Here is a 19,550-nt window from a genome sequence, read left to right as displayed (position 1 = left end):
AAAATAGGTTCCTAATGGTCATATAGGTGACTATTAGGAACCTATTTTTATGTAAGTATATACAGCTTATCTAAAGAATCTACCAACGAGTGGCATGCTAGCACCATCGTTTTTATTAAGGCCTTTTAAAAGAACCATGATAATTACGTATAGTAGTAATCCTTCAATACCTGTGAGTATAAAGTTAGCCCACATTGGTAGGATGTCTATTAAGTAATGGTAACTCATGAAAATAAGTATACCCATAACACCGGCACTGACCACGTTTTTCCAAAGCAGGGAAATATCAAGGAAGTAGCCTGTGTATTTTTTGATATAAATCAAGTTAAGTAATGCGGCAAAGCCAATATCAGCAACGGTTGCCCAAGCGGCACCGCCGATGCCAAGCCAAGGAATAGCAGTCAGTGTCCAGTTAAGGATGACCTTGATTATGAGGGAAATCCCCATATTTATGACTGGAATACGTGGTCTGTTGAGACCTTGTAGAATACCTGTTGTTACTTGATGTACACCTAGGAAGAATATAGAGAATGCCGTGATTTGCGTTGCTAGTTCTGCCTTAGGCGCATTGTAAATCAGTGTAACAGTTGGGGCAGCAAGTACATATAATAGCACTGTAAATGGTACGGTTGCCATAAATGTTAAACGCATAGAGCCAGCAGTGCGATCATATATACCTTGATGATCGCGTTTTGCAAAGGCATGAGAGATAGCTGGTACAATGCTTGTCGCAAGGGCTGCGGTAATGATGGTAGCCAAGTTGATGAGCGGTACCGCCATCCCAGTAAGGTAACCGAAGAGTTCTGTTACTTCGTTCATTGGGAACCCAGCATCTAATAAGCGACGTGGTACGATAAGTAAGTCGAGATTCGCCGTCAACGGTAACATGATACTTGCTAAGGAAATTGGAATGGACAAGGTTAAGAGTCGTGACAAAATTTCTTTAGCTGATTCACGAGGCCCATCGTAGCTTTCACCAGTACTACTTGCCTTAGGTAATTTATAGTAGTAGTACAAGAGCACTAGGAAGGCACCAAAGGCACCTACGCCAGCACCTAAGCTAGCTCCACCTGCCGCGGCCGGTAAGCCGTAAGGTAATAAAATAGCAGCAGCACCAAGCATAACGATAACCCGTAGCAATTGTTCTACAATTTGGCTAATCGCTGTAGGCGTCATCATTTCATAGCCTTGGATATACCCGCGGAAACAGGAAATCCATGTTACAAAGAATACTGCCGGAGCGAGCGCGATGATAGAGTAGTAGGCACGGCTTTCAGCAATGAGACCACTAGAGATTAACCAATCTGCACCAAAGTACATGGCAAGACTGGCGATAAAACCTGTAATAGTCAACATTGTAAAAGAAATATTGAATACTCTCTTAGCACCACTAAAGTCGTGTAAGGCTAATCGTTCTGCCGTCAAAATAGAGATGGCAATCGGCACACCTGCGCTCGAAATTTGCAATAGTAACAAATAGATAGGAAAGGCCATCTGGTAGATGCCGATTCCTTCACCGCCCAAGATGCGGGATAAAAGAATCCAGTTGATACTACCGATGGCTTTTACTACGAAACCGGCAATGGTTAAAATTAAGGTTCCTTTTAAAAATCCACTAGCCATTGATTATAGTTTGTTGGAAGAACCCAATACATTTTTAATTTTGTGAGCTACCATGCCTTTAATAGCATCACGAGCAGGTCCTAAGTATTTACGAGGGTCAAATTCGGATGGGTTTTGAGCCAAGTATTCACGTACAGATGCGGTCATAGCAAGACGAAGGTCTGTATCGATGTTGATTTTGCAAACCGCCATTTGAGCTGCTTTGCGAAGCATTTCTTCAGGAACTCCTTGAGCACCAGGAATGTTGCCACCGAATTCATTACATTTTGCTACGAATTCAGGCAATACGGAGGATGCCCCATGCAATACGATAGGGAAGTTAGGCAATAATTCGCCAACTTTTTTCAAACGATTGAAGTCGAGGTAAGGGTCGCCTTTGAATTTGTAAGCACCATGGCTAGTGCCAATAGCGATTGCTAAGGAGTCTACGCCAGTTAGGTGTACGAATTCAGCAGCTTGTTCTGGGTCTGTAAAGCGAGCATCTGCATCGGATACGTTTACATCATCTTCAACACCAGCCAAACGGCCTAATTCTGCTTCTACTACAATGCCATGAGCGTGAGCATATTCAACAACTTGTTTAGTGATTTTTACGTTTTCATCGAAATCATAGTGAGATGCGTCGATCATAACGGATGTGAAGCCACCATCTACACAGTCTTTACAGATTTCAAAGGAATCGCCGTGATCAAGGTGAAGAGCGATTGGTAAGTTGCTGTCTTCAAGAGCTGCTTCTACGAGTTTAACAAGGTAAATATGTTTAGCATATTTACGAGCACCTGCAGATACTTGCAAGATAAGAGGGGATTGTTCCTCTTTCGCTGCATCTACGATACCTTGTACGATTTCCATGTTGTTTACATTGAAAGCGCCAACAGCATAGCCGCCTTCATAGGCTTTTTTGAACATTTCTGTAGTAGTAACTAATGGCATGTTGTCCTCCTTGGCTCTAGAGCCTGTCATATCATGTTATTAATACTGTGACTGCTAGTATTTCTAGCGCATATGAGCTAGATAAAAAAACTAGTGTTATTGCAATCATATATCAATTCAAGTTAAGTATATCAAGAAACACTATAAAGGGCCAATATTTTTTGTATAACTTATGCATAAATTTCGTCTTGTTTTGTGACCCATGTGGGTTATTTCTGTGTAGGAGCATTTATTTAGGGTATTATATCAGCTCAATCGTTTAGCAATACGTTCATATCTTCTGGCATTTCTGCATGCAGTTCGAGCCATTCATTTGTTATGGGATGATAAAAGCTTATGCGCGATGCATGCAGTGCTTGACGTTGAATAGATTCTAGATGACCACCGTATAAGTCATCACCAGCTAGTGGATACCCTAGTTGAGATAAATGAACTCGAATCTGATGGGTGCGTCCTGTGTGCAATAAGCACCGTACATGGGTAAACTGATTATAAGATGTAAGCGAGCTGTTAGTTGAACATACATTACTATTATTATTCATCGTAATTACATCATCAGAATTAATCTTACCACTACTGATTTTGCTTGTATTTTTACTAATAATAGTTATATCCGTGCGAGCCGGCTTTCCTTGGACTGTACAACAGCGCTCAATGATACTGCCTGGTTTACGACCTATAGGCCAGTTAATGCTTATAGGCATAGAAGGGAGATGCCCTTCTACAATGGCGTCGTAGATTTTGTAAAAATGGGTGTGTTTTTTATCAAAAGCATGTTGGACCACCGATGTTTTAGCAATGATGACAATACCTGAGGTATCCTTATCTAATCGGTGTACAGGATGGAAATCATAATGCTGATTTGTTTCTTGGTAGTAATGAAGTACACCATTTGCCAGCGTATGATCTCGGACGATAGAAGTAGGGTGCATAAGAATACCAGCCGCTTTATTAATGACTAAAATATATTCGTCCTCATATATGATATCTAGTTCCATAGGGCTTAAACTAAACTCTTGCTCTGGTGTTAACTTCATAATGAGATGATCACCACCGTGAATGAGCGTATTCCAGGTAGCAGGTTTACCATCAATTGTTATGATACCATCACTTCGTAAACGTCGTCTCATGCGCTGGGAGATATGCTGTTGTTTTATAATATGATTTATAGATTGTGTGTGTAAATCAGAATCTACAATTAAGTCGATTATTGTTGCTGTTTTCATACGTATTATTATAACAAATAAAATATAAATGAAGAATTTTTCATAATTCGTTGTTTTTATGAAGGTCCATATAGTATAATTTGAATTATTAAATTTTATACATTATTTATGTGTGAACTTTTTTTACTGTAAAACTGTGTGTTTAGTTATAACAGTATATTTTATGAACTATATATGTATGTTAACGACTGTATGGTTATAGCTTATTCTATAAAAGGAGAGGTTTATGAATATTAACAAGAACTCTGTATTAGTCGCATGTGTGTTAGCGGCTATGTCTACAACAACTTTTGCGGCATCTACTACAACATCTACTAGTAGTACAACGGTAACAAACCAAGACACACCAACATCTACTAGTACACGTGTAACTCGTGAGGAACATACAACGACTACATCAACTTCTACTGTTCGTACAGAGAGCTCTAGCTCCACTAAAAGCACTAAAGCTAGTGTAGGCGTAATGACTCCTCAAAAACTTGAAGAACGTAGTGCACTTTCTGGCTATATCGCAGCTGATGTGGCGAGCGCATTAAACCCTTATCGCAATGCTCCTAAATCTTTAAAATCTGGCAAAGGCACTACTTTCAAAAATGACGAAGTGCTTGAACATGGTGTATTGGCAGCTATGAAACAAGGTGGTAAATGGGGTGTTATCCGTCCAGATGGTACCGTTGCTATTGAGCCTAAATATAAAGAAATTAAAGATGTTGATTATAAAACGGGCAATGTGTTAGCTCAAGTAGATAAGAAAACAGACACTTGGGTTACCCCTAAGGGTGTAGAAATCTCTGAAGAGGAAGCTTTAAAAGAACGTGTAAAACAAGAAGCAACTCAAGAGTATCCAAGCGATTCCTATGTAGAGTTTAAAGAAAAAGGAAAATACGGCTTTAAGACTACTGACAACAAAGTAGTGATTGCTCCACAATTCCGTCAAATCGTGACTGGATTTAGCGAAGACCGTGCTTTTGTTAAGAATGCTAAAGGTAAAATCGTAGCTATTGATGGTACTGGTAAAGAATTATTTAATGCTCCTTCTAAAGAAGTATATGCATTCCGCAATGGTCTTGCTGAATATCGTCGCTCCGTAAGTGGGTTTAACTTAGGTGGTCTTGTAGGTGGCTTCATCGTGGGCGGTATCCTTGGAGGTGCGCTTTTAGGTGGTCAACATTATCACGTAGGTGGTTTTGCCTATGATGGTGCAAAACGTGGCTATATCGATCGCTCTGGTAATATTGTTATTGACAGCAAAAAAGATAAAGTATGGCCTATCACAGCTTATGGTACGGTAATCAAAGATGCTGGTAACTTATACTTTGTGAACCGTAAAGGTGAAGTTGTTATTCAACCAGGCGATTACGATGCAGGTGAAATGGATAAATTAAATGGTCTATTAGCGTTAAGAGACAATAAGACTGAGAAATGGGGCATTTTTGATGTATCAACAGGTAAGCAAGTAGTAACCTTCAAATATGATTCTATTTCCTTTGCAGGGACTGATCGTTTAGTAGTTGTGAAAGATCATGTTAAAAATCTTATCGATATGAATAGTGGTAAATCCTTGTATTCTGCTCAAACAGAAGCAACTATTGAACCGTTCAACAACGATACTGTAACATGGGTTCATACTGGTAAAGAGGGCTATACAATCATAGATAATAATGGTCATATTTTATTTAGAGATACAAACAAACTTATTGAAGACGCTAAGTCCTTTAACCATGGTTTTAGTTCTGTTAAGTCTAAAGGCAAATGGGGAATTATGAACTCCAAAGGCGAATGGCTTGTACAACCTACATATGATGCGGTAAACGTTTTATAATATAATTGGTTGTAGAATTCCTTTGAATTTGTATTGTCTTTAGTTTTGGCTTAATTAGTATTGTTTAGTTATAGTTCTTAGCTATAAACTAAATACAACAGAATAGCGTTATATAGAACTAGCAATGTACATATATTATGTATGTTGCTAGTTTTTTATATTATTTGTCTTGTGTATTGCGTTGCATAACCGTATTAGAGAACTTTCACTATACTTATAAAAGCTTCATTAATACATAGCTAACAATTATAATTAAGAAAATCGATTTACCTAGAAAATAAGCATATTTTAAGGTATAATTATAGAGATGTATTCCGATTTGGTGTAGTTTTACACTTTCACTTGGAATATGAGGATGATGAAAGTAATGCTATGAACCTTATGCCCAATAGGTTCAGGTGTAGGAGGTATAAAATGGCTAAAGATTGTTCCTTTGACGTTGTGTCTGAAGTGGATATGCAGGAAGTAGATAATGCTGTAAACCAAGCAAAAAAAGAAATTGGTACGCGTTATGATTTCCGTGGTTCTAAAGCGGAAATTAGTCTTGAAGGTGACACTATTAAAATCATCGGTGATGATGAATACAAATTGAATGCCATTATCGATGTATTAAAAGGCAAGATGGTTAAACGTAACGTAGCGATTAAAAATCTTGATTACGGCAAAGTTGAACCAGCAGCAGGTGCAACAGTTCGCCAAATCATTACTATTAAAAAAGGCATTACTAAAGAAAATGCTAAAGAAGTAGTAAAAGCAATTAAAAACATGAAAATTAAGGTACAAGCATCTATCCAAGAGGATCAAGTGCGCGTATCTGGTAAAGATAAAGATGATTTGCAAGCAGTAATCCAAATGTTAAAACAATTGGATATCCCTGTAGAATTGCAATTTGTTAACTTCCGTTCTTAATATTATATGTCCATAGGGTAGGTTAGTTAGACTTGTTTGAATCTCTAATACTATCAGTGTAGGAGGCCTTATGAAAGTGGAGGACATGAAGGGTGGATATACCACAGGTTCATGTGCTACGGCAGGTATGAAAGCTGGTTTATTGGCCCTCTTAGATAAGAATATTGTGGACCAAGTGGTCATTGAGAATCCTCAAGGGCAGTACATTGAGGTTCCTATTAAAGCGATAGAGGTTATATCCGATACAGAGGCGAAGGTGACCGTCATGAAAGACGGAGGCGACGATCCAGATGTAACTCATGGAAATGATGTAGAAACGACAGTGTCCCTTGATGATACTGGTGAACTGCGATTTCGAGCTGGCTTTGGTGTAGGTACAGTAACGAAACCAGGCCTTGCTATGCCACCAGGAGAACCGGCTATCAATCCAGGGCCCCGGGCAATGATGAAAATAGTTTTTGAAGAACATTGTGTCCATGGTCAAGGTGTAACGGTAACCGTTAGTGTTCCTAATGGTAAGGTATTAGCTAAGAAAACATTAAATCATACACTTGGTATCGAAGGTGGCATTTCTATTATTGGTACTACCGGTATTGTTAAGCCTATGAGTGAAGAAGGGTTTAAGAACTCGTTAGTGCCACAGTTGAAAGTTATGAAGGCTAACGGATGTGAAACAGCTGTTCTCGTACCGGGGCGTATTGGTCAAGATCTTGCAGAGCAAGTATTAGGTATTCATAAGAACCAAATGGCAGAAACGAGTAATTTTATCGGATTTATGCTTGAAAAGGCTGTACAGATTGGATTCAAGCGAATCTTAATCATCGGTCATATCGGTAAATTAATCAAACTAGCTAGCGGTAGCTTCCATACTCATAATCGCATGAGTGATGGACGTATGGAAAGTATCGTGGCCTATGCTGCCTTAGAAGGAGCATCCCAAGAGGTGTGTGAAGAGTTATTTAATTGCCAAACTACAGAGTCTACATTCCCTATCTTGGAGCGAGAAGGATTGACTGGTGTGTACCAACGTGTTGTAGATCGTGCCTCTCTACGTAGTGAGCGCTATATTGCTAACGAAGCAGAGGTGGGCATCATCATTACGACCTTAAAGGGCGTAATCTTGGCAATGGATAAGCATGCAAAAGAGATAGGAGAACTTGAACATTGGCACATACCTTGTATATCGTAGGCATTGGTCCGGGGAACCCTGATTATGTGGTGCCTAGAGGCCTTACTTTAATTAAACATGCTACAGTATTGGTAGGCAGTGAACGGTCTTTAGAGGACTTTCAAGAGCCTGGACAAATTACATATCCTGTAACGGGTAAACTTAGTTTATTAGCCGAACAAATTGAGCAGGAGCTCAAGAGCCATGACGTGGTGGTCATGGTTAGTGGCGATACAGGCTACTATAGCTTGTTGCCCTATTTAAAGAAGAAATTTACTGCTAATCCTATTGAGGTGGTACCAGGTATTAGTTCTATGACCTTTGCCTTTGCCCGTCTTAATGAGGTATGGCATGATGCGGACTTGATGAGTTTTCATGGACGCCAACCGGCACCAGAGAAACTCGTATATGAAGCAGGTAAAAAGATGGGATTCTTAACGGATCCTGAATATAATCCAGCGCATATTGCGCGTATTTTAATAGATGCAGGTTGGCCAAAAGAAACGAGAGCGGCAGCCCTTGAGCGCTTGAGTTATGATGATGAAAAAATCGTAGACTCTACGCTAGAGGTGTTAACTGAGCTCGAAGGCTTTGGTCATTCTGTAATGGTGGTACTAGGATGAGACATTTTTTCGGAATCCCTGATGAGGAGTTTATCCGCGGCGATGTGCCGATGACGAAATGCGAAATTCGCAAAGCCGTTATGAATGAGGCACGCATCGAGGAGGATAGCATCGTCCTTGACGTAGGTGCTGGTACGGGCTCTATTTCTATTGAAGCAGCCTTGGCAGCTCCTAAAGGACATGTATATGCAATTGAGCGCTTTGATAAAGGCATCGACCTTATCAATGAGAATATAAAGAAATTCAATGTAAATAATATGACCGTAATCAAATCCAAAGCTCCTGAAGGCATGGAAGAATTGCCTGAGCTTGATGCGGTTATCATCGGAGGTAGCGCTGGTGGTATGACAGGCATCATGGACGAAGCGCAACGTCTATTAAAAATTGGCGGCCGTTTAGTTGTAACTGCTGTAACGATGGAGACAGGTTATACAATCTTGAAAGAGTTGAAAGGTCGTCCTTTCACGTATGAAGGTTACCAAATGTCCATCAGCCGTTACCGCAAGGCTGGTCCCTATCATTTGTTAGACCCATTGAGTCCAATTTTCATTGTATCTGCAACGCGTATCGCAGAAGGAGAGTAATATGGTTGACGTACATATCGTAGGTGCAGGCCCTGGGGATCCTGAGTTAATTACTCGCAAAGGATATCGTTTAGTGCAAGAGGCAGACGTTGTTATTTACGCTGGCTCCTTGGTAAACCCTGCTATTTTAGAGGCTTGTAAACCAGGCTGTGAAATCCATAACAGTGCTACTATGAACCTTGATGAGGTTTTGGCTGTTATGAAAGCTGCCGTTGAGGCTGGTAAACGTGTAGTTCGCCTTCACACAGGTGACCCTGCTATTTACGGTGCTATTCAAGAGCAAATGGATGCATTGGCTGGCATGGGTATTTCTTATGAAGTCGTGCCAGGTGTAAGCTCTTTCCTTGCCACAGCAGCGGCTTTGAAACAAGAATATACATTACCTAATGTATCTCAAACAGTTATCATTACGCGTATGGAAGGCCGTACACCAATGCCTCCAAAGGAAAAATTGCGCATGTTAGCATCTCATGAAGCGACAATGTGTATTTTCCTTAGCGTTCAAATGTTAGATAAGGTTGTAGCTGAACTCATCGAGGGTGGTTATGACAAAACAACTCCAGTGGCTATCGTGGTAAAAGCTTCTTGGCCAGACCAACGTATTATCCGCGGCACATTGGAAACCATTGCGGACATCGTAGCGAAAGAAGGCGTATTGCGCCAAGCTATGATCGTAGTAAGTCATGTATTAGATAGTGAATACGAATTATCTAAACTCTATGACAAAGGCTTTGCTCATATGTACCGCAGTGCTAAGGACTAGTATGATGAAAGAACTAGAAATTGGTGCGCCTATGACGGAAGCTAAGAAGAATAGAACGGCTATTCTTTCTGTTTCTGAACGAGGTGCAAAGCTAGGTCAACGTATCAAGTCTTTGGTGGCACCTCATGCGGATTGCTTTGAAAAAGAAAACCGTCCCTCTGGTGGAGAGGCTATTTATTTTGATTCCCTTAAAAATCATATTGGACAGATTTTCAAGGATTATGACCAAGTATTATGTATTATGGCGCTTGGCATCGTAGTGCGCATGATTGCACCGTATATTGAACATAAATCCAAGGATCCTGCGGTAGTCGTAATGGACGAAGTGGGGCACCATGTAATCAGTTTATTATCTGGGCACCTTGGGGGCGCCAACGAATGGACGCAGTCCATTTCGCTGGCCATCGATGCGGACCCTGTTATTACAACCGCAACGGATGTAAACGGATTGCCAGCGCCTGACGTGTTGGCGCGCCATGAGCATCTGTTGGTAGATGATTTTCAAACTTTAATCAATGTGAACTCTGCCATCGTCGGGGGAGAGCGGGTTGATTATTATATCGATGAAAGCTTGTCGAATGCAGAGGAACTAGAGCAAGCTGCGAAAGCTCATATTGGCGAACATGGATTGGTTCACGTTGTTTCTTTGGATCAACTAAAGTCTATTCCATGTAAAAATGAAAGCGCTGAAGAGGATTCTTCTCGCGTAGTCATTACGGACAAAGTAATTACCGAATATGGTCATCAATTGATTTTACGCCCTCGTACGTATACGATGGGCATTGGTTGTCGCCGAGACACACCAAAGGAATTGATTCTTGACGCCATACAACAATCGCTAGCAGCACATAGGCTTTCACCAAAGAGCCTTGTAACGGCTGCATCAGTGATTGTTAAACAAGATGAAGTAGGCCTCTTAGCGGCTATGCAAATTATGGGGTGGCCTATCGTGTTCTATACGCAGGACGATATGGCACCACTCATTGAAGAACAAGAATTAAAAGAATCTAATTTTGTAAAAGGAACTATAGGAGTAGGAAACGTATGCGAGACAACAGCATTACTAGCGGCCAAGAGCCGAACACTAATACAGCACAAAACAATTTATCCCAAAACAACGGTAGCCATTGCACAGGTAACATCAAAGTAATTGGCATTGGCCCTGGCGATGAAGAGTTCATGACACCTCAAGCGCGCGAAGCCATCTTAGCGGCTGACCGTGTTGTAGGTTATTTGACTTATCTTGACTTGATTAAAGACCTTATCGAAGGTAAAGAAACTGTAGGCACTGCCATGATGCAAGAGGTAGATCGTTGCCAACAAGCTGTTGATTTAGCGGTAGAAGGCCATCAAGTCGTAGTTGTATCATCTGGTGACTCTGGCGTATACGGCATGGCAGGTCTTGTGTTGGAACTTGCTAATAAAGTACCAGCAGAAAAACGTCCTTCCGTAGATATCGTACCTGGCCTTAGTGCTGTAAACGTAGCGGCTTCTGTTTTAGGCGCTCCGTTGATGCATGACTTTGCAGTTATTTCTCTTAGTGACTTGATGACTCCATGGGATTTAATTAAAAAACGTGCTGATCTTTGTGCACAAGGTGACATGGTTATCTCCTTGTACAACCCGCGCAGTAAAAAACGCGTTACTCATTTAGATGAAGTTCGTGAAATCGTTCTTAAATACCGCGATCCTAAAACACCTGTTGGTATCGTGCAAAAAGCAGGTCGTCCAGGGCAACACATGGTAATTTCTGACCTTGAGAATTTCACAAATGAAGAAGTGGATATGCAAACACTTGTTATTATCGGCAATAGTCAAACCTATGTTGAAAATGGTCGCATGATTACACCTCGAGGCTACAAATTATGATTTGGGTCATCGCTGGTACCTTGGATGGTCGTACCTTAGCGGTAGACATCCAAGAACGGACAGGTGAAGAGGTTCTCGTTACTGTTGTGAGTCAGTATGGGGCAGAGCTTGCTGCCCATAAAGGCATTACTGTTCATACGGGCCGTCTTGATCAAGAGGCTATGCAAAATTTGATTAAGAAACACAACGTACGTTTATTAATCGATGCAAGCCATCCGTATGCTGCTATTGTTACAGCTACGGCTCAAGATGCAGCAAAAGCTGAAGGTATTCCTTTTGTTCGCTTTGAACGTAAAGAGGTGCCATTGCCAGACTATGATAAATTGCATATCGTAGTGGATGAGGTAGAAGCCGCTAATTTAGCTGGCAAATTGGCAAAGGAAAACAATAAACATGTGTATTTGACCACAGGTAGTAAGACAATGCACATCTTTGCTAAATCTGAGGCTTTACAAGATTGTGAAGTATGGACACGTATTTTGCCGACCGCCGAGGTGTTACAAATGATGGAAGACCTCAACGTGAGTCCTAAGCGCATTGTTGCTGTCCAAGGTCCATTTTCTTATGATATGAACCGCATCATGTTCCACGATACACAGGCAAGCGTTGTAGTTATGAAAAACTCTGGCCTTGTAGGTGGTGCTGATACAAAATTACAAGCAGCTATGGATCTTGGTATCCATGTTATTGTTATCGATCGTCCGCGTGTTAAACTTGAAAGTCACGTGGTATCATCAAATGATGAATTCTTTAAATTATGGGAGGACACTAATGGATTACGTTAAAAATCCTAAAGCTATTGAAGATAAAAGCATGGAAATCATTTACGATTATGTAAAGGATTTAGGCTTAACAGATGATGAAGTGCGCGTTGTATCTCGTACAGTACATGCGTCTGGCGATGTTGAATATGCTCAACTTGTAAAAATGAGCCCTGATGCTGTTCAAAAAGGTATTGAAGCATTGGATAATGGTGCAGATATTTATACAGATGTAGAAATGGTTCGCACAGGTATTTCTAAGCCAGCTCTTAAAATTCGCGGTAATGAAGTGCACTGCTTAATTAAAGATGAAAATGTAGCTAAAATGGCTAAAGAATTAGGTGTAACTCGCTCCATCGCAGCTATGCGTACCTTTGGCAAACAATTAGAAGGACAAATCGTTGCTATCGGTAATGCACCAACTGCATTGTATGAAGTATTGCGCCTTGCTCTTGAAGAAGGCATTAAACCAGCTCTTATCATTGGTATTCCTGTAGGCTTCGTAGGTGCAGCAGAATCCAAAGACTATCTGATGGAAGTATCTCCGGTTCCTTACATCACTGTAAAAGGCAACAAAGGTGGTAGCCCAATCGCTGCCTCCGTATGTAATGCATTACTTTACACAGACGTAAAACGCAATGACATGCTCTTCGTAGAAGGCAAAGAATCTAAATAGTACAAAACCCGAATCGTGTTTTAGTAGTTTTGCGATTCGGGTTTTACTGTATATATTTTTCACAATAATTGCTAAACATAAATTAGATAAACACAGTAATTATGCTATATTAAATTTCTTATAATGTAGTATCTGTAAAATAGAGTTCATTTTATAAGAGACTTATATTACATTAGGTAGGTTTTGAGAGGGGGTTCATATGGCATCTAGTAATGAACGAAAATTATTTCGTGTATCAGTGATTTGTATCTTAATCATCGCCGTTATTATGAGTATGATTATATCTCTTATTTGGGGATCAACACCCGTATCATTAGCTGAGATTTGGCATACATTATGGTCTAGTGAGCTAACTGATACATCTTCACAAATTATTTGGAATATTCGATTGCCTCGCAATATTGTAGCTGCGTTAGTGGGAGCTTGTCTAGCTGTATCTGGTGCAATTTTGCAAGCAGTTATGAAAAATCCTCTAGCAGATCCACAGATTGTAGGGGTATCCTCTGGTGCAGGACTAGCTGGTGTTATCATATTTATTTTATTTCCTGGGTATGATCATATAGTTCCTTTAGTGGCCTTTTTAGGTGCTATGGCTGCAGCACTCATGGTGTATGCATTAGCATGGAAAAATGGAGTGCGACCTAGTCGTATTATCTTAGCTGGTGTTGCGGTCGCAGCCTTTTTAGGCTCAGGTATTTCAGCACTACTTGTATTCTTCGGTGATCGTGTACAAGGGGCATTGCTTTGGATGGTAGGGGGACTCGCTGCACGCAGTTGGCCTCAGGTAGAAGTGCTGTTTCCATATGCTATAATTGGTCTTATTTTTGCCTGTTTAGGAGCTAAACGACTTACCATTTTAAGCTTAGGTGATGAAACTGCAAAGGGATTAGGCCTTAAGGTAGAACAAACACGGTTTATTATGACTGCAGTGGCTGCTCTTTTAGCGGCTGGTGCTGTAAGTATAGCTGGGCTTATCGGATTTGTAGGTTTGGTTATTCCCCATATGTTACGTCTTATAATCGGTAATGACTATGCATATTTACTGCCTGGATCCGCATTATTAGGCGCTCTAGTTCTTGTTGTTAGTGATACAATAGGACGTGTTATGTGGAGCCCTATAGAGGTACCAGTGGGCATTATTATGGCATTCTTTGGAGCGCCGTTCTTCTTGTATCTATTGAGGAGGGATAACTAATGAATACCGCTATTGATGTAAAACAGTTATCCGTAACTCTTGGCAATCGTCATATTTTACATGACATTAATGTATCGGTTCCTATCGGTAAAATTACGACATTAATAGGACCTAATGGCTGTGGTAAAAGTACGCTTTTACGATCTATGATCGGATATATTCATAGCCCTCATGAATGTATTACCATATTTGATAAACCGTTACAATCATATTCTCAAAACAATCTGGCACGGCAAATGGCATTTTTGCCACAAGTACCGAATATGCCAAAGGATATGACTGTAGAAGAATTGGTATATTGTGGACGGTATCCATACCAAACATGGTGGAAAAACACGGCTAAAGAAGATCGTGAGATTGTTGACTATGCGTTACATATCACGAAAACGAATCATTTGCGAGAACAATTAATCCCATCCCTATCTGGTGGTGAACGGCAACGCGTTTGGATTGCTATGGCGCTAGCACAGCAACCAAAATTATTAGTCTTAGACGAACCAACAACATATTTAGATATTAATCACCAATTAGAAATTATGGAGTTATTGAAACGATTAAATAAGGAACAAGATTTAACCGTTCTCATGGTACTTCACGAACTAACACAGGCGGTTCAATATTCACATTATATGGCTGTTATAAAAGAAGGACATTTAGTAGCATCAGGAGAGACAAGTAAAATTATATCGGATGAGTTGTTTAGAGATGTATTCTCTGTAGATGTACAACTTGATACATTTGATAATAAAAAATATGTGCGCGTAAAAGGATTAGTTGAGTAGCTTGATACTAATAGAAAAAGAGGGCATTCCCTATTTGGGGGATGCCCTCTTTTGCATGATACAATATGTTAGAATGTAACATTAATACCGTATGCTTCTTTAACTAAACGTGCCATAGCTTCAGGTGTTTGTAGTCCTGGGTTTAATAGGAATAGTTTAGATGGTAAGTATATTACGCGGTTATTTTGTACGGCTTTTAAATTAGCCCATGCAGGATTATCTGTCATAGCTTGTTTCATAGCTTTTGTAATTTCTTCTTCTTTACCCATTGTAACAACAAAGATAATATCAGGGTTATCTGCAGTCAATGTTTCAAGAGAGTAAGGGACAGTTTTATCCTTGGTTGTACCTTCTAAGTGGGAGGCAACAACGTTTGTCATGCCTAGTTCTTTTACCATAGATGCAGTAACTGCTTCATCAGTTTCGGCAGTTACACCTTTTCCTGTGGCACGTAATACGGCAACACGTGCAGGCTGTTGATTCTTAACAGCATCTTTTACCTTGGTAATATTGCTTTCATAGGTATTAATAACAGATTTAGCCTTATCTTGATGATTGGTTAACTCGCCAAGGAATGTTAACATTGGTACATTATCTTTAATACCATCGTAATCAAAAAGTACGGTTGGAATATTATTAGCTTGTAATTGGGATTCATATTTTTTATGTTGATTTACTAAACCCAATACTACATCTGGCTTCAAGCCTAATAGTTGTTCCATGTTGATATTTGCAGTTTGACCAAGAGCGGGTAGAGCTTCTAATTCTGGGGCTAATTTATCCGTTGTATTGGCACGGCTAATGGCTTTACCATCGACAGCATAAAGTATAGATAAAACAGAATTAGATAATACAGCAATTTTTTGTGGATCCTTTGGTACAGTATAGGTTTGGCCATTAAAGGTCAATTCCTTCGTAGTAGCAGAAGAGCTGGATGTGGTTTTACCACACCCAGCTAGTGCTAGTACAATCATAACCAAAGCGATACTACCGAGTAGTAGTTTTTTCATGATGTACTCCTATGAATGTTATATATGCAATAACGATCTTAGTTATATTGATTATTTTTCTAATGCATCCCAAGCTTCGTTAGCACGTTCAACGAATAAGTTACGGATGTTTTGGTTTTCACCTAAACCATGGATGTAAGTGTCAACTTTGAAGCCTTCTTTTTCAAGAATGGATTTGTGGGAATCTGGTTCGTTACCAGCCATGTCGTTGTTTGCATGGTCACCAGCAACCATCATGAAAGGCATCAATGTAACATGTTTAATACCATGTAATTTCAATTGAGGGATAACTTGTTCAAGATTTGGTGTACCTTCTACTGTGTAGATGAATACATTTTTCATGCCAAGAGTATGGATACGGTCTTGAATTACAGAATAGTATGCATTGGAAGGATCTGGAGTACCATGAGCCATGATAAGAAGACCATCTTCTTTACCTAATTTAGGGAATTGGAATTGAACAGCTTTTAATGTTTCAATAACTTGGTCAGTTTGGTTTTCTTGACCCATCCAGTACATAAGAGAAGTACCGAGTGTCATTTTTTTGAAATCATTTTTGTATAAATTATATACTGCTGCATCGTAGTTATATTCCATACCAGGAATTACATCTAGAGATGCCAATGCAACGCGAGTGTAACCATCTTTTTTAAGTTCAGCTAAAGCTTCTTCAGGTGTAGGGTATGTAATGCCTTCTTTTTGTTGGATACGATCACGAATAATATGGCTTGTGAAAGCAGTTATCACTTTAGTATTTGGGTGTGCTGCCTTAATAGCATCTACAGTAGCATCGATTGTTTTCACACGAGTATCTTTATAAGTTGTACCAAAGCTCATAACAACCATAGCATCTTTGTTTGGCAAGTTTTGTAAAGCTTCTGTATTATGTGTACGAACACCAATTGCAGCGGCTTCTTTCAATGCTGGTGTAGGATCTTTTACTTCCTCATTTAATTGATATGCAGCATTAGATACAACTGGTGCACCAAAGGATACTGCAAGACCTAGAATAGCGGATGCTAAAGCTAATTGTTTTTTCATTTCTATACTCCTATCTATAACTATAACTACACTAATATGCAATCATTTACATAGTTCTATTATATGAAAACTATGGATTCATCGCATATATATAACCTTATTTCAATCGTAACAAAGCGGAAAACAGGTGTCAATAAACCCTATACCCCTAGAGGTATAAGGAATTTGAGAGATTATTAATAAATTAATGTGATGAATAAAGTATGATAGTACATTTTATAATTATATTCTTGTTGGTTATAAGGATATGAATATGTGAATATATGAGTAATTTTATTTTAAATATATTTTGATGGGGCCCAATAATATTACTACAACTACCTTAAAAATGACGACCTATACTTGTTTGCTCCTCGTTCCTGATGTCGCTGCACAAGTACAGGTCGCCATTTTTATTACTTTAGTCATATAGGTGTCCCATCAAAATATGCTATTATAAGAAATATAAAAAATATTTTAGTAAAATAAAATTACAGAAGTTGTAGTGGCTATGGAAGGCCCTTTTATCAGATTTATTATGCTTAAAAATATTACATATATTAATAAGAATTTTAAATTTTATGGGTGAGACATAATATATGATTTATAATCTATTAATTTGGGGAATCAGCATATGGTTAATATATGATATTTTTCTTATGCATAAAGCAAAGAATAAATCACAAGTCTTAATAGAGTCTATATTGCTTGTGATATTAATTGCTGGATACTTAATAAATCAATTATATGAAGCTAACTATTTTGTATCAGATACATATTTTTATTCAGGTATGGTATTAGCGGTTATCATGTATTTTTGTATATTATGGTTACATAGATATAAATATAAAAATAGTGATGATGAAAGAAAAAAGAAAAGTATAATTAATTCAATTCTAACAATTCATGCAATCATGTTTTTATATGGATTAGTGTTAGTTTGGATAGTATTCTTTTAGATTTTAATATGATTCTTAATTAAAAAATGGTGTTGTCCTCCTTTGAGTTCAACACCATTTTGTGTATCTTGAAGTAATAGTGTAATGTATATATTAAATAGATTATAGTACTATAGTTTTAAATTAGTAGGGTAGATATGTTTGAGAATACTGTAATTGGCCTCTTTGGCTTATTAATGGTGAATTATCACGTTATTATAGCTAGACAGCAAATAGTTAAAATTGTAATTGGTATCTTAGGGAATTGTTTCTTCGGACTTACATTATTTAGTGGTTATATTGCGTTGCCTAGTTATATGATAGATTTGAAGTATATTTTAATAATTATTCTTTGTATCGCTTGTGTATATGATTTATGGCGAAGTAATCGCAGTGGTACGATCACAGCTGGTGACAAGAGAATGTATGATATCATTGTAAGTCGAATTAGGTTCATCATTATCTTTTTTCTTGTTTTATGTAGTATAGCAGTAGTTGGACTAATAAAGGTAATGGGAGAGATTATATTGTAGAAGAGGAGAATGGAAAATATAAAATTTTATTTGATCAAGGGTGGAAGGATATTACAAAATATGGTCTTGAAAGATATTATAAGCGCAAAAGCAATTAAGGACGAGTTATTTTTGTTAAGAACTAACGTTAAATCTTTAATGTTATCATGGCGTATTACTCGTACTCCTTACTTACTTTCTATAATATTAGTATATTTTTCTTATATTGCTATGCCAGGACTAACATTTAATTCCTTACCAGAGTATGAAGAGAGTGTAGTGTCTTTAATTGGATATACTAATTTAGTAATATCGTTAGTAATTTTTTCTTTACTAGCAATTAGACGAGTTCTAGATGTTAATCAAAAATGGATTTCAGGATTTGTAATAGTAGCCGGTATATATACGTTGTACACTAATTATTTAAATTATTTACCACCTATATTAGAGGTAACATATACAGAGGATTCCTTGATTACAAATATGTCAGTTAATTTAAACATATTGGTAGTAGGGTTATTAATATTATCTTTGTTTCCTAGTAATGAATATAATAATGACTATGGCTTATCAAATTGTATTGAAAAGGTGGGGTCTAGCTTTATAAGAATTGACTATGGCGGGTTTGAACAATTTTTAGATGAATTTTCCTTATATAAAATCTTACCGATTTTAAAAAAAAGCTTATCGCTTGAGTTATTTAACTGGAAGGGCCGTATATCAAGAGGTGAATTGATATATTATTATATAGTATATCAATTCATGGTTCTATTACTTGTAATATTAATTTATTCAATAGGGACTATTTTACCTACAATATTATTAAAGAATATATTTTTATCATCTATTGTAGCTATTTTTTTGATTTGGTGTTTTATATATTTATTAAAAGTACTAATTCTGCGGTTACATGATTCTTATAGTAGTGCTTTTTGGTTATTTGGGGTGTTCATACCTTATGTAAATGTATATGTACTATATCTAATATTATTTAAAGGTTCATGGCGGTACATTGATGCCAGTGCAATTAGTGATAATATTTCTCATTGACTTTCGTAGTTCAATCATGTATTATTGACACATAGTAGTTGATAACAATTTTCAATTGTGAAAGTTGTTTCATGTATGAGTAATAT

At 38.3% G+C, this 19,550-nt stretch carries 19 protein-coding genes; 14 read left to right on the top strand and 5 right to left on the bottom strand.

Annotated features, from left to right (window positions below):
- Positions 1-66: 66 nt before the first annotated feature.
- The 3 genes from VPHSUH08_RS02270 to VPHSUH08_RS02260 all read right to left on the bottom strand — a co-directional run bounded on the left by VPHSUH08_RS02270 (position 67) and on the right by VPHSUH08_RS02260 (position 3,782).
- Positions 67-1,623 carry a polysaccharide biosynthesis protein gene (locus tag VPHSUH08_RS02270; protein ID WP_105086621.1) on the bottom strand — a complete coding sequence of 519 codons (1,557 nt, stop codon included), beginning with the start codon at positions 1,621-1,623 and terminating at the stop codon, positions 67-69.
- Between the two features lie 3 nt (positions 1,624-1,626).
- Positions 1,627-2,556, bottom strand: a complete 930-nt coding sequence (gene fba, locus VPHSUH08_RS02265; protein WP_105086620.1) for a class II fructose-1,6-bisphosphate aldolase — start codon at positions 2,554-2,556, stop codon at positions 1,627-1,629.
- Positions 2,557-2,807: 251 nt separating this feature from the next.
- On the bottom strand, positions 2,808-3,782 hold the full coding sequence (locus tag VPHSUH08_RS02260; protein ID WP_105086619.1) for an RluA family pseudouridine synthase: 975 nt from the start codon (positions 3,780-3,782) through the stop codon (positions 2,808-2,810).
- A gap of 226 nt (positions 3,783-4,008) precedes the next feature.
- Between VPHSUH08_RS02260 and VPHSUH08_RS02255 the strand changes: the two genes are divergently transcribed.
- From VPHSUH08_RS02255 to VPHSUH08_RS02200, 12 genes are all read left to right on the top strand, one after another.
- Positions 4,009-5,604, top strand: a complete 1,596-nt coding sequence (locus VPHSUH08_RS02255; RefSeq protein ID WP_105086618.1) for a WG repeat-containing protein — start codon at positions 4,009-4,011, stop codon at positions 5,602-5,604.
- A gap of 414 nt (positions 5,605-6,018) precedes the next feature.
- Positions 6,019-6,513: a YajQ family cyclic di-GMP-binding protein gene (locus VPHSUH08_RS02250; protein WP_004696277.1), complete on the top strand. Its 495-nt coding sequence runs from the start codon at positions 6,019-6,021 to the stop codon at positions 6,511-6,513.
- A 70-nt stretch (positions 6,514-6,583) separates the two neighbouring features.
- The gene (cbiD, locus tag VPHSUH08_RS02245) at positions 6,584-7,702 is read left to right on the top strand and encodes a cobalt-precorrin-5B (C(1))-methyltransferase CbiD (RefSeq protein WP_105086617.1); all 1,119 of its coding nucleotides are present in this window, start codon (positions 6,584-6,586) and stop codon (positions 7,700-7,702) included.
- A complete protein-coding gene (gene cbiE, locus VPHSUH08_RS02240; RefSeq protein ID WP_105086616.1) occupies positions 7,678-8,304 on the top strand; it encodes a precorrin-6y C5,15-methyltransferase (decarboxylating) subunit CbiE in 627 nt (208 codons plus the stop codon). The genes cbiD and cbiE overlap by 25 nt, the downstream gene beginning before the upstream one ends.
- On the top strand, positions 8,301-8,888 hold the full coding sequence (gene cbiT, locus VPHSUH08_RS02235) for a precorrin-6Y C5,15-methyltransferase (decarboxylating) subunit CbiT (protein ID WP_008601266.1): 588 nt from the start codon (positions 8,301-8,303) through the stop codon (positions 8,886-8,888). Before cbiE ends, cbiT begins: the two co-directional genes overlap by 4 nt.
- Before the next feature lies 1 nt (position 8,889).
- Positions 8,890-9,651, top strand: coding sequence for a precorrin-4 C(11)-methyltransferase (gene cobM / locus VPHSUH08_RS02230; protein WP_004696269.1), 762 nt, complete (start codon positions 8,890-8,892; stop codon positions 9,649-9,651).
- Between the two features lie 4 nt (positions 9,652-9,655).
- Positions 9,656-10,801 carry a cobalt-precorrin 5A hydrolase gene (locus VPHSUH08_RS02225; RefSeq protein ID WP_199176055.1) on the top strand — a complete coding sequence of 382 codons (1,146 nt, stop codon included), beginning with the start codon at positions 9,656-9,658 and terminating at the stop codon, positions 10,799-10,801.
- Between the two features lie 29 nt (positions 10,802-10,830).
- Positions 10,831-11,520: a precorrin-3B C(17)-methyltransferase gene (cobJ, locus tag VPHSUH08_RS02220; protein ID WP_004696265.1), complete on the top strand. Its 690-nt coding sequence runs from the start codon at positions 10,831-10,833 to the stop codon at positions 11,518-11,520.
- Positions 11,517-12,305: a precorrin-6A reductase gene (gene cobK, locus VPHSUH08_RS02215; protein ID WP_008714166.1), complete on the top strand. Its 789-nt coding sequence runs from the start codon at positions 11,517-11,519 to the stop codon at positions 12,303-12,305. The genes cobJ and cobK overlap by 4 nt, the downstream gene beginning before the upstream one ends.
- Positions 12,292-12,957, top strand: a complete 666-nt coding sequence (locus tag VPHSUH08_RS02210; RefSeq protein ID WP_004696261.1) for a precorrin-8X methylmutase — start codon at positions 12,292-12,294, stop codon at positions 12,955-12,957. Before cobK ends, VPHSUH08_RS02210 begins: the two co-directional genes overlap by 14 nt.
- Before the next feature lie 199 nt (positions 12,958-13,156).
- Positions 13,157-14,152 carry an iron ABC transporter permease gene (locus tag VPHSUH08_RS02205; RefSeq protein ID WP_008601262.1) on the top strand — a complete coding sequence of 332 codons (996 nt, stop codon included), beginning with the start codon at positions 13,157-13,159 and terminating at the stop codon, positions 14,150-14,152.
- The gene (locus tag VPHSUH08_RS02200; RefSeq protein WP_105086614.1) at positions 14,152-14,934 is read left to right on the top strand and encodes an ABC transporter ATP-binding protein; all 783 of its coding nucleotides are present in this window, start codon (positions 14,152-14,154) and stop codon (positions 14,932-14,934) included. Before VPHSUH08_RS02205 ends, VPHSUH08_RS02200 begins: the two co-directional genes overlap by 1 nt.
- A 68-nt stretch (positions 14,935-15,002) precedes the next feature.
- Here VPHSUH08_RS02200 and VPHSUH08_RS02195 read toward each other — a convergent pair whose 3' ends face one another.
- Together VPHSUH08_RS02195 and VPHSUH08_RS02190 are read right to left on the bottom strand one after the other, a co-directional pair.
- Complete coding sequence (locus tag VPHSUH08_RS02195) at positions 15,003-15,944, bottom strand: ABC transporter substrate-binding protein (RefSeq protein ID WP_105086613.1); 942 nt, start codon at positions 15,942-15,944, stop codon at positions 15,003-15,005.
- Between the two features lie 51 nt (positions 15,945-15,995).
- Positions 15,996-16,985, bottom strand: coding sequence for a sirohydrochlorin cobaltochelatase (locus VPHSUH08_RS02190; RefSeq protein ID WP_105086612.1), 990 nt, complete (start codon positions 16,983-16,985; stop codon positions 15,996-15,998).
- 1,075 nt (positions 16,986-18,060) lie between these two features.
- Between VPHSUH08_RS02190 and VPHSUH08_RS02180 the strand changes: the two genes are divergently transcribed.
- On the top strand, positions 18,061-18,435 hold the full coding sequence (locus tag VPHSUH08_RS02180; RefSeq protein ID WP_024062488.1) for a hypothetical protein: 375 nt from the start codon (positions 18,061-18,063) through the stop codon (positions 18,433-18,435).
- A 9-nt stretch (positions 18,436-18,444) separates the two neighbouring features.
- On the top strand, positions 18,445-19,464 hold the full coding sequence (locus tag VPHSUH08_RS02175) for a DUF805 domain-containing protein (RefSeq protein WP_105086611.1): 1,020 nt from the start codon (positions 18,445-18,447) through the stop codon (positions 19,462-19,464).
- The last annotated feature ends 86 nt before the right edge of the window (positions 19,465-19,550 follow it).

It is taken from the genome of Veillonella sp. S13054-11 (genome assembly GCF_002959795.1).
In the GTDB taxonomy this organism is placed as follows: domain Bacteria; phylum Bacillota; class Negativicutes; order Veillonellales; family Veillonellaceae; genus Veillonella; species Veillonella parvula_E.
This window is presented reverse-complemented; position numbering and strand designations above follow the sequence as displayed.

What these genes read in the sequence shown, in the direction of transcription:
- VPHSUH08_RS02225 (WP_199176055.1), top strand. Translation starts at nt 9,656, where the DNA reads ATGAAAGAACTAGAAATTGGTGCGCCTATGACGGAAGCTAAGAAGAAT.
- VPHSUH08_RS02180 (WP_024062488.1), top strand. Translation starts at nt 18,061, where the DNA reads ATGTTTGAGAATACTGTAATTGGCCTCTTTGGCTTATTAATGGTGAAT.
- VPHSUH08_RS02255 (WP_105086618.1), top strand. Translation starts at nt 4,009, where the DNA reads ATGAATATTAACAAGAACTCTGTATTAGTCGCATGTGTGTTAGCGGCT.
- cobJ (WP_004696265.1), top strand. Translation starts at nt 10,831, where the DNA reads ATGACACCTCAAGCGCGCGAAGCCATCTTAGCGGCTGACCGTGTTGTA.
- VPHSUH08_RS02175 (WP_105086611.1), top strand. Translation starts at nt 18,445, where the DNA reads ATGGAAAATATAAAATTTTATTTGATCAAGGGTGGAAGGATATTACAA.
- VPHSUH08_RS02195 (WP_105086613.1), bottom strand. Translation starts at nt 15,944, where the DNA reads ATGAAAAAACTACTACTCGGTAGTATCGCTTTGGTTATGATTGTACTA.
- VPHSUH08_RS02205 (WP_008601262.1), top strand. Translation starts at nt 13,157, where the DNA reads ATGGCATCTAGTAATGAACGAAAATTATTTCGTGTATCAGTGATTTGT.
- cobK (WP_008714166.1), top strand. Translation starts at nt 11,517, where the DNA reads ATGATTTGGGTCATCGCTGGTACCTTGGATGGTCGTACCTTAGCGGTA.
- VPHSUH08_RS02250 (WP_004696277.1), top strand. Translation starts at nt 6,019, where the DNA reads ATGGCTAAAGATTGTTCCTTTGACGTTGTGTCTGAAGTGGATATGCAG.
- VPHSUH08_RS02190 (WP_105086612.1), bottom strand. Translation starts at nt 16,985, where the DNA reads ATGAAAAAACAATTAGCTTTAGCATCCGCTATTCTAGGTCTTGCAGTA.
- VPHSUH08_RS02200 (WP_105086614.1), top strand. Translation starts at nt 14,152, where the DNA reads ATGAATACCGCTATTGATGTAAAACAGTTATCCGTAACTCTTGGCAAT.
- VPHSUH08_RS02210 (WP_004696261.1), top strand. Translation starts at nt 12,292, where the DNA reads ATGGATTACGTTAAAAATCCTAAAGCTATTGAAGATAAAAGCATGGAA.
- cbiT (WP_008601266.1), top strand. Translation starts at nt 8,301, where the DNA reads ATGAGACATTTTTTCGGAATCCCTGATGAGGAGTTTATCCGCGGCGAT.
- VPHSUH08_RS02270 (WP_105086621.1), bottom strand. Translation starts at nt 1,623, where the DNA reads ATGGCTAGTGGATTTTTAAAAGGAACCTTAATTTTAACCATTGCCGGT.
- VPHSUH08_RS02260 (WP_105086619.1), bottom strand. Translation starts at nt 3,782, where the DNA reads ATGAAAACAGCAACAATAATCGACTTAATTGTAGATTCTGATTTACAC.
- cbiD (WP_105086617.1), top strand. Translation starts at nt 6,584, where the DNA reads ATGAAAGTGGAGGACATGAAGGGTGGATATACCACAGGTTCATGTGCT.
- cobM (WP_004696269.1), top strand. Translation starts at nt 8,890, where the DNA reads ATGGTTGACGTACATATCGTAGGTGCAGGCCCTGGGGATCCTGAGTTA.
- fba (WP_105086620.1), bottom strand. Translation starts at nt 2,556, where the DNA reads ATGCCATTAGTTACTACTACAGAAATGTTCAAAAAAGCCTATGAAGGC.